The sequence below is a fragment of the Psychrobacter communis genome (genome assembly GCF_014836505.1).
GTDB lineage: Bacteria > Pseudomonadota > Gammaproteobacteria > Pseudomonadales > Moraxellaceae > Psychrobacter > Psychrobacter faecalis.
Map to the genome: position 1 here is coordinate 45,302 of NZ_JACSQR010000017.1, position 10,764 is coordinate 56,065.

Consider the following 10,764-nt stretch of genomic DNA (forward strand, 5'->3'; position numbering starts at 1 on the left):
GTCAGCGACTTACGCAAGCAGGCTTTACATGGCCTAGGTTTTTTCTTACTATCGATAGAGCTTATCAAGAATGACGATAAGTATTGCCATCCATTACAGCCACGCGTATACCGATAAAAACGCTCTTTTTTTATATGTTTCTTAAACCTTATTAAAAGTGCTTTAAGATAATTAAAATCACCCACAAGGAAGTCAAATTTATGTCAAATATTTATCATAGTGCGCCGTCAGCCTACGATTATCCCTTAATCGTCAAGCAACTCTTAAACCGTGCCAAAACGGTGTCGCTAGAGCAAGAAATTATTTATGCCGATAAAAAACGCCTCACTTATAAAGAGTTGTTTGAGCGTATCAATCGTTTAGCTAATGTTTTAGCCGACCTAAATCTTGATGCCGGTGATGTGATTGCGGTGATGGATTGGGACAGTCATCGCTATTTAGAATCGTATTTCGCCGTACCGATGTCAGAATATATTTTGCAAACCGTCAATATCCGCCTGTCACCTGAAAAAATCCTCTATACCATCAACCACGCTAAGCCAAAAGTATTGCTACTAAACTCTGAGTTTGCGCCATTGGTGAAAGACTATCAGTTTGAAAACTCTAGCATTGAGCATATTATTTGGCTTGATGACAATGGCGTGTCACATGAAGGCGTCTTTGGCGGTAATCAAAATCGCGTCACTGGAGAGTATGAAGCATTGTTAGAGGCCGCCAGTAGCGAGTTTGATTTCCCAGATTTTGATGAAAACACTATTGCCACGACTTTTTATACTTCAGGTACAACAGGCGATCCAAAAGGGGTGTTCTTTAGCCACCGCCAACTGGTCTTGCACAGTCTGACGGAAGCCGCGACCTTGGGTATGCTGCCCAATAAACAAGGCGTCAGTTACGGCGATGTTTATATGCCGATGACGCCAATGTTCCACGTTCATGCGTGGGGCTTCCCGTTTACCGCCACAATGGTTGGTTTAAAACAAGTCTATCCCGGACGTTACGCGCCTGATGCCTTGATGGATTTGATTATCAATGAAAAGGTCAGTATCACCCACTGCGTACCAACGATTTTGCAGATGGTACTCAAAGAAGCGCAAGAGCGCGATGCCAGTTTTAATGGTTTAAAAATGATTATCGGTGGTTCGAAACTGACGGAAGGCCTAGCAAGAGCAGCATTAGCGCAAGATATTGAGGTTTATACTGGTTATGGCATGTCTGAGACTGCACCGCTTATTAGCTTGACAGAATTTAGCCTAAATGAGCCTGAGATGTCTGAGGACGAAGATATCGCTCGCCGCTGTATGACGGGTAAGCCAGTACTGATGGTGGACGCTCAAATATGGAATACTGATAATGAGTCCGTCGGTACGGGCAAAGACAATACCGGCGAGTTGGTGCTGCGCGCGCCTTGGCTAACACAAAGCTATCTGAAAAATGACGATGCTGGTAAAGAGCTGTGGGAAAATGGCTATATGCATACCCAAGATATCGCCTATATGCGTCCTGATGGTTATATTAAAATCACCGATCGTTTAAAAGACGTCATCAAGTCAGGCGGCGAGTGGATATCGTCATTAGAGATTGAAACGATTTTATCCTTGCATCCCGCAGTCGCTGACGTATCGGTGATTGGTATCCGTGATAAACAATGGGGCGAGCGTCCGCTAGCTTTGATTGTACTCAAACCTGCCTGTCAAGATACTAACGCCGATGACATCAAAGCGCTTGCCGAACAGGCGGTAGCGCGGGGAATTATTCCTAAATACGGCGTGCCAAGTCAGTTTAAGTTTGTCGATGAGCTGCCAAAAACCTCGGTTGGTAAACATGATAAAAAAGTCATGCGCGAAATGTACGATGAGCAGAAATAAGACTTCATTAAATAGTCAGTTGTTTAAAACGCTTGCGTTAAGCAAAATATCAAATGGCTGACATGCGTAGTAGTTGACCTTTATCCCTAGCTCTGCTACATTTTAAACCGATACATAACGTATCGGTTTTTCAGTTTTGGCAGGGACAGCCAGTTTTATATTATGATAGTATTGAATAAGAGCGTATCTTATAAAGCGTCATATTATAAAATAATTTCTTATAAAAGCGCTTTTTATAACATCGCTTCTTATAACCTTGTTTTTTATAAAAACGTACAGCATTACCCATCGTTTACGCTAAGGACAGCCATTATGAACGAGCAAGCCATTCGTCGAAATTCTCAACAAACCAGCCAGCCAGCTATAAATCACAATAATAATCAAAACCTTACTCAATCCTCTAGCCAAGATTCTCACCCATCATTTGATAGCGCGCAAAGCTTTGCCGATATTTATCAATCCTCTATTGATAATCGCGAGCAGTTTTGGGCGGAGCAAGCCAAGCGGATTTATTGGCACAAAGAGCCTGAGCAAACCCTTGATGACAGCAATCTGCCATTTGCCAAATGGTTCGTCGGCGGTGAAACCAATCTTTGCTACAACTGTGTCGATCGCCATCTTGCAGAGCGCGCTGAGCAAGATGCCTTTATTTGGCTATCCTCTGAAATTAACCAAGAGTTAATCGAAACTTTTCCTGCCGTAGTTGATGCTTTTAATGATTTGGGCAATAACGTTGAGCTTTATACTGATTATACTAAGCGGCGCCTGACTTATAACGACCTTTATAAAGAAGTAAATTACTTCGCCGATGTGCTACAGCGTCATGGTATCGAGAAGGGCGATCGCGTCATCATTTATATGCCGATGATTTTAGAAGCGGCTTATGCCATGCTCGCCTGTGCGCGTATCGGTGCGGTGCATTCGGTGGTGTTTGGTGGCTTTGCAGCCCATAACTTGGCCATCCGTATGGATGATGCTGAGGCAAAAATGGTCATCACTGTCGATGCAGGTCTACGCGGCGGTAAAGTGATTAATTATAAAAGCCTCGTTAATCAAGGTGTTGAGCAAGCGACAATCAAGCCCGAGCATGTACTAGTGGTCAATCGTGGTGTATTACCGTTCGAGCCAAAATCTATCGATGTCGATTATGCAGCCCAGCGCCGTATCAGTTGTGAGGCCAATGCTATTGTTGAGCCAGTTTGGTTAGAGTCCAATACGCCGTCGTATCTTCTGTATACTTCAGGCACCACTGGGACGCCAAAGGGTGTGCAGCGCGATACCGGCGGTCATGCAGTGGCGCTAACGACGTCGATAGATTATATCTATGATGGCAAAGCTGGCGAAACTTTTTGGGCGATATCAGATATCGGCTGGGCAGTTGGGCATTCTTATACCATTTATGCGCCATTGCTCGCTGGCATGACCAGTGTTATGTATGAGGGCTTGCCACATCGTCCAAACCCAGGTATTTGGTGGCGGATTGTCGAAGCAAACAAGGTGAATATTTTATTTACCGCACCGACGGGTGTGCGTATGCTGAAAAAACAAGATGAAACGTGGATGACGCGCTATGATGTCTCTAGCCTTAAATCATTCTTTTTGGCAGGTGAGCCACTCGATGAATCAACGGCCAATTGGTTGACCAAGCATTTAGGGGTGCCGATTTTAGATCATTATTGGCAGACAGAGTCTGGCTGGCCAATTTTGAGCAATACACCCAAATTTAATCATAAACCGCACAAACAAGGCTCGCCCGGTTATCCGATGTATGGCTATGATGCCCACGTCATCAATGAAGAAACCGGCGAGCTTTGTAAAGCTGGTGAAAAGGGCTTACTCGCCATTCGCGCTCCACTGCCGCCTGGTTGTCTCACGACTGTATGGCGTAATGACGAGCGCTTTATCAGCAGCTATTTTGGTCTGTTTGATGGCAAGCACTACTCTACATCAGACTATGCAGTGACCGACGACGACGGTTATTTTTATATCTTAGGACGCACCGATGATGTGATTAATGTCGCCGGTCATCGTATTGGCACGCAAGAGATTGAAGAAGCCATCAGTACCCATCCAGAGATGGCTGAATGTGCGGTCGTGGGTATCAAAGATCAATTAAAAGGCGAGTTGCCGATTGCTTTTTGTGTGCTAAAAGACCATGAGCAAGTGGCGACGACAGAAAACCGTTTCCGTATTGAGCAGCAAGTGATTGGTGCGGTAGTAAAATCCTTGGGCGGTATCGCTCGTCCAGCGGCGATTTATTTCCCGCAAGCATTACCCAAAACGCGCTCTGGCAAAATCTTACGCCGCGCTATCCGTGCTTTAGCGGAAGGTAATGAAACGGGCGATATGTCAACGCTTGACAATCCAACGGCGATTGATGCGATTAAAAAATCGATGAAAGATTATTAATCTAATAGCGTGTTAATTGAAAAAATTCAGTCATCTTAATATCGGGAAAAGCTCATGTACCATCATGGGCTTTTTGGTTTTTAGACTGATAAATTTTATAGATGGCGACTATCGCAAATAAAAGTTTGATAAAGCGCTTGACCCTAAAATTGATTTATTGCTATAGTCAATAACGATACGAAATAAATCATTTTAAAATAACATTTAAAGGTTAATAACGGACAGTTTTTTTATCTCTTTTAACAATATTTTTGTATGAATACTTTTTTATAAATACTGGCACACCATTAAATGGTGAGCAAACAAACAAGATAAGGATATCTTATGCATCACGTTCAGCAGCTTATCGATGGTCAATTTGTTGATTCTAATACCAGCGAATGGATTGACATCACTGATCCCGCCACCCAAGAAGTTATTGCCAAAGTTCCGCAAACGACTGACGATGAAATCAATCAAGCCGTCGCTGCCGCCCAAAAAGCGTTTCAGACATGGCGTAAAACGCCTATCACCACACGTGCGCGTATTTTTTTAAAGTATCAAGAACTGATTCGCGAGCATATGGATGAGCTGGCAGAAATCTTAACCGCAGAGCAGGGAAAAACCATTGCTGATGCGCGCGGTGATGTATTTCGTGGTTTAGAAGTTGTTGAGCATGCAGCGGGCATTGCTAACTTGCAGATTGGTGACTTTGTTGAAAACGTCGCAACAGGCGTCGACACCTATAGTATCTGGCAGCCACTTGGCGTTTGCGCTGGTATCACGCCATTTAACTTTCCCGCGATGATTCCACTATGGATGTTCCCAATGGCGATTGCGACGGGTAACACCTTTGTCCTTAAACCTTCTGAACAAGATCCGATGGTAACCATGCGTTTGGTTGAGTTGGCAGTTGAAGCTGGCGTCCCTGAAGGCGTGTTAAACGTCGTGCACGGCGGTAAAGCAACCGTTGATGCCATTTGCGATCATCCAGATATCAAAGCAGTTTCATTCGTTGGCTCAACCAACGTCGGCAAGCATGTCTATGAGCGCGCTAGTCAATCTGGCAAACGTGCCCAGTGTATGATGGGTGCGAAAAACCATGGCGTTATCCTACCTGATGCCAATAAAGAACAAACGCTCAATCAGCTAGCGGGTGCCGCCTTTGGTGCAGCCGGTCAACGTTGTATGGCGCTGTCGGTCGTGGTGCTAGTGGGTGAAGCAGGTGAATGGATTGACGATATCAAAGCCAAAGCAGAAGGCTTAGTGGTTTCAGCAGGCAAAAACGACAAGGATTTAGGTCCGCTCATTTCACCTGCCGCAAAAGCGCGTGTCGAGCATCTGATTGGTACGGGGGTAGAAGAGGGCGCCAGTCTACTTCTTGATGGTCGCGGCATCACGGTTGAAGGGTTTGAGAAGGGCAACTTTGTAGGGCCGACTATCTTTGATAACGTCACCGCGGATATGCAAATTTATCAGCAAGAAATCTTTGGCCCAGTACTGTGTATCATGCGTGCAGCTGACCTTGATGAAGCGATTGAGCTGCTTAATGCCAATCCAAATGGTAATGGTACGGCTATCTTCACTCAGTCAGGCGCTGCTGCGCATAAATTTCAACAAGATATTATGGTCGGTCAAATCGGCATTAACTTGCCAATTCCTGTGCCACTACCGATGTTCTCATTCTCAGGCTCACGTGCCAGTAAGCTTGGCGATTTGGGTCCTTATGGTAAGCAGGCAGTACAGTTCTATACCCAAACCAAAACGGTCACTGCCCGCTGGTTTGATGACGAGGCAAGCCGCAGCGTCAATACTACTATTTCAATGTAGTCGTCAATCGACTATATTTGCAGCGTCCAAGCAATATAGCGACACTCTTGCTCAGTATTTTTTAGCAAAAGCATGATTTATGATTGTCGTTATAGCGCTGCTATACTGTATAACCAGCACGGTTTAAACCACGGTAGACTGACGGTTTATAACCTTTTTTCCCATATTTGCTATATATGCACAAGGATGACCCTATGGATTTTTCATTGACCGAAGACCAAATCGCCTTTCGCCAAACTGCCAGACAGTTTGCGCAAAAAGAGTTAAAGCCCAACGCGGCTGAATGGGATCGTACTTCGCACTTTCCAGTCGATGTCATCAAAAAAACCGGCGAGCTTGGGTTTTTGGGCTTATATACCAATTCAGAATATGATGGCTTAGGGCTACCACGCTTAGATTCTGCCATGGTGTTTGAGGAGCTGGCTTGGGGTGATACCGCCGTTGCCGCTTATATGAGTATTCATAACATGGCGAGCTGGATGATCGGGGAATATGGTAGCGATGCACTTTGTAAAAAGTATTTGCCCAATATGGTCAGTGGTGAATGGCTTGGTAGTTACTGCTTAACAGAGCCGAATGCCGGTTCTGATGCGGCTTCATTACGTACCAAAGCCGACAAGCAAAGCGACTATTATGTGCTTAATGGCGAGAAAACTTTTATATCAGGGGCCGGTTCAACCGATGTGTTAGTGGTCATGGCACGTACCGGTGCTGCAGGGCCAAAAGGGATCTCGGCATTTGTGGTAGATGCCCACAGCGATGGTATTGAGTATGGCAAAAACGAGCATAAAATGGGCTGGAAAGCGCAACCAACGCGAACGATTAGTTTTAAAAATGTTAAAGTACCAGCAGAAAATCTCATCGGCGAGGAAGGTCAAGGCTTTCGTATTGCGATGAAAGGCTTAGATGGCGGTCGTATTAATATCGGTATCTGTGCAGTTGGTACAGCGCAGTCAGCACTTGAGACCGCGACCAATTACGTGCAGGAGCGTAGCCAGTTTGGCAGCCCGATTGCCAGCTTACAGTCAGTACAGTTTAAACTTGCTGATATGCTCACCCAAACCATTACTGCAAGGCAAATGCTGTATTTAGCGGCTAGCAAAATCGATAATAATGACGCGCAAGCCTCTACCTACTGTGCCATGGCAAAGCGTCTGTCTACTGATCTTTGTTTTGATGTTGCCAATGAAGCTTTACAGCTGCATGGTGGTTATGGCTATCTCAATGAATATCCGCTTGAGCGCCATGTACGAGACTTGCGCGTGCATCAGATTTTAGAAGGCACCAATGAGATTATGCGGGTGATTGTCTCGCGCCAGCTTATGCAAGATGATGCGTTGAGTCAGTTACGCTAGCCCAACAATATTATAAAACTGCTTTATTAAGCGTTTTGAATAAAGTCATTTTATAGAAAGATAATAACAAGGAAGTTCCATGACCGATTATACCAATTTAAAGCTCTCAATTGACGGCCATATTGCTACCGTCACACTGAATAACCCACCAGCCCATACCTGGACGATGGACAGTCTGCCAGCGCTCAAGCAACTGGTCACTGACCTCAATGCCAATGATGATGTTTATGCCTTAATTATCCATGGCGATGGGGAAAAGTTCTTTTCAGCAGGTGCAGATTTAAATAATTTTTCAGACGGTGATAAAGGACGTGCGATAAGTATGGCTATCGCGTTTGGTGAGGCATTCGAAGCCTTATCAGCCTATCGCGGCGTCAGTATCGCGGTTATCAATGGCTATGCGATGGGCGGTGGACTTGAGTGCGCGCTGGCTTGCGATATTCGTATCGCAGAAGCGCATGCACAGATGGCGTTACCAGAGACGGGCGTGGGCTTATTGCCCTGTGCAGGCGGTACGCAAAACCTACCTTTACTGGTTGGTGAAGGCTGGGCGAAGCGTATGATATTGTGCGGTGAGCGCGTCGATGCCGAGACAGCATTGCGCATTGGCTTAGTCGAAGAAGTCACGGCAAAGGGTGGCGGTTTATTAGCGGCGCAAGCCTTAGCGCAAAAAGTCGCTAAGCAATCACCTGTGGCGGTCAGTTATTCAAAACAGCTTATCCAAGCGGCAAGAAATACCCCGCCTGCCCAAAACCTTATCCATGAACGTGAAGCTTTTGTTAAGTTATTCGACACCAACGATCAGCGCGAAGGCGTACAAGCATTCTTAGAGAAGCGCACACCCAATTGGCAAAATAAATAGCCTGTAGGGATGTCTTAATATTTACTTTACTCATTTTAATTTTGGTAGGTCTCTTTTATGACAGCAGTAACAGAAAACATAGAACAAGAAGCGCCGGTCCTATTCAATACTGAGCCGACAGAGTGCGGTCACCTGATTGGCATAATGATGTTAAATACGCCAAAGTCTCTGAATGCGCTCAGCGTTGAGATGTGTCAATTATTAGCCAAGCAGCTAGAGCAGTGGCAAAACGACGATCAGGTAGTGGCATTGGTGTTAAAAGGGGCAGGTGACAAGGCGTTTTGTGCTGGCGGTGATATCCGTAAGCTGTATGACAGCATGTCCAGCAGTGTGCCGCTACCGAATCCTTATGCGACAGAGTTTTTTGGTCATGAATACCGTTTGTATCGGCAGATGCATTTTTATCCAAAGCCATTAATCCTCTGGGGTGACGGCATTATCATGGGTGGCGGCATGGGTCTGATGGCAGGTTGTAGTCATCGTTTAGTCACCGAGCGCACGCGTTTTGCCATGCCAGAAGTGACCATTGGACTATTCCCTGACGCCTCTGGTAGTTGGTTCTTGCAGCGCATGCCTGCTAAAACAGGTTTGTTCTTAGGGCTAACAGGTGCGATGTGTAATGGCAGTGACGCTTTATTAGCCAATCTTGCAGAGTATGCTGTTGCCAGTAGTGATTACGATGCTGTCATACAACGTTTAAAACAGAGTAATTGGCAAGGAGCAGCTGACAACAATGATAAATATCATAATAATAGCGCTCATAGTATCGTTAGTCGTGCGCTTACCGCACAGCCTGTTGCTGAGTTGCCTGCAAGTAAGCTTGCGATATATTGGAAACCTATCCAGCAATTAATGAACAGCGGCGGCTTAGGAGATATTGATGCACTTCTACAAAGTGACGAAGCGCTTGAAAAATTAGATACAGACTTTGCAGCAGATAGCTGGACGCAGCGCGCAGTAGCTACTTATCGTCACGGCTGCCCTGTAACTGCCGCTTTGACCTATGCGCTTTACCACAAAGTCACCGACTTATCGCTTGAGCAAGTCCTGTATTTAGAGACCAACGTAGCTGTGCATTGTGCCGCCAATCCTGATTTTAAAGAAGGCGTACGTGCGCTACTGATTGACAAAGACCGTAATCCGCAGTGGTCACGTTCACTGGCAGACTGTCTCAGTAGCGAAGGGCAGGCGTATATACATCAGCACTTTGTGAATCCTTATGCTAAAGGTGAGCATCCGTTAGGCGATTGGTTGGGTGAAGACGCTTTAGGCAGCCAGCTTGTACGCTAAGAGCTTATCGGCTCATTATAAGAATCAGGTATAAATTAAAAAACGTAAAACTATGTGTAGCACTGTCTGCATAAGCAATCATCAAGGAGCGATGAGATGGGTACAAAGGATTTGAATTTAAGTAATAAAGACACAAATAATACCGCTGCGAGCGATAATCATACTACTAAGCCAAATATAGCCTTTATTGGGCTTGGCAATATGGGCGCACCGATGGCAGAGAACTTGTTAAAGGCAGGTTATACGCTATCGGTTTATGATTTATCTGAAGAGGCAACCGCGCGCTTGCAGCAAACAGGTGCCAGTGTGGCTGATAGTCCTAAAGATGCTGCGAGTAATGCACAGGTTATCATTAGCATGTTGCCTGCGGGCAAGCACGTCCATTCTGTTTATCTAGGAAATAATGGCGCTGATGGTTTACTAGCAGAATTACCTAAGGGTACGTTGGTCATCGATAGCAGTACCATCGCAGCAGCTGATGCAAGATTGGTGGCAGAAGCAGCAAGTAAGGTTGGTATCGACTTCTTAGATGCGCCAGTCTCCGGTGGTACAGGAGGCGCCATTGCTGGCACTTTAACTTTTATTGTCGGTGGTAGTGACGATGCATTCGCTAAAGCCGAACCAATACTCGCCGTTATGGGCAAAAACATCTTTCATGCAGGCGAGCATGGTGCCGGACAAGTTGCGAAAATCTGCAACAACATGCTGTTAGGCATTCTAATGGCGGGAACGGCAGAGGCGATTAATTTAGGGGTTAAAAACGGCCTCGACCCTAAAGTGCTATCAGATATTATGCTACAAAGCTCAGGTCGTAATTGGACGTTAGAGGTCTATAATCCTTATCCACAAGTGATGGAAAATGTACCTTCTAGCAATGGTTATAAAGGCGGCTTTATGAGTAAGCTGATGCAAAAAGATCTTAACCTTGCGATGCAAACGGCTAAGGACACGGATGTTGAAACGCCTATGGGTGCCAAAGCGACGGAGCTTTATGAAGCACATACGGTAGAAAACGGCGAGAAGGATTTTTCTAGTATTATGGCGCGTCATGACAGTTCAGTAGTGTCTTAACGCTCTAAACGCTTAAAATTGTTAATTAACCCCAGTTCGGGATAAGCCACATTGTAACTCATTGATACTATTTACAATGTGGCTACCTGCCCCTTCTGAGGCA

General features: G+C 45.4%; 7 protein-coding genes. All 7 read left to right on the top strand.

What is annotated here, in order from left to right:
• Positions 1–200: 200 nt before the first annotated feature.
• Positions 201–1,865 (top strand): fatty acid--CoA ligase, encoded by a 1,665-nt coding sequence (locus tag H9653_RS07545; RefSeq protein ID WP_191691617.1) that lies wholly within the window; start codon positions 201–203, stop codon positions 1,863–1,865.
• A 312-nt stretch (positions 1,866–2,177) separates the two neighbouring features.
• Positions 2,178–4,274, top strand: a complete 2,097-nt coding sequence (locus H9653_RS07550; protein WP_225211656.1) for a propionate--CoA ligase — start codon at positions 2,178–2,180, stop codon at positions 4,272–4,274.
• 324 nt (positions 4,275–4,598) lie between these two features.
• The gene (locus H9653_RS07555; protein WP_144296291.1) at positions 4,599–6,083 is read left to right on the top strand and encodes a CoA-acylating methylmalonate-semialdehyde dehydrogenase; all 1,485 of its coding nucleotides are present in this window, start codon (positions 4,599–4,601) and stop codon (positions 6,081–6,083) included.
• Between the two features lie 194 nt (positions 6,084–6,277).
• Positions 6,278–7,438, top strand: coding sequence for an acyl-CoA dehydrogenase family protein (locus H9653_RS07560; protein WP_191691619.1), 1,161 nt, complete (start codon positions 6,278–6,280; stop codon positions 7,436–7,438).
• Between the two features lie 79 nt (positions 7,439–7,517).
• Positions 7,518–8,300 (top strand): enoyl-CoA hydratase, encoded by a 783-nt coding sequence (locus H9653_RS07565; RefSeq protein ID WP_191691621.1) that lies wholly within the window; start codon positions 7,518–7,520, stop codon positions 8,298–8,300.
• A 57-nt stretch (positions 8,301–8,357) separates the two neighbouring features.
• Complete coding sequence (locus tag H9653_RS07570) at positions 8,358–9,590, top strand: enoyl-CoA hydratase/isomerase family protein (RefSeq protein ID WP_191691622.1); 1,233 nt, start codon at positions 8,358–8,360, stop codon at positions 9,588–9,590.
• A gap of 96 nt (positions 9,591–9,686) precedes the next feature.
• A complete protein-coding gene (gene mmsB / locus H9653_RS07575; protein WP_191691623.1) occupies positions 9,687–10,661 on the top strand; it encodes a 3-hydroxyisobutyrate dehydrogenase in 975 nt (324 codons plus the stop codon).
• The last annotated feature ends 103 nt before the right edge of the window (positions 10,662–10,764 follow it).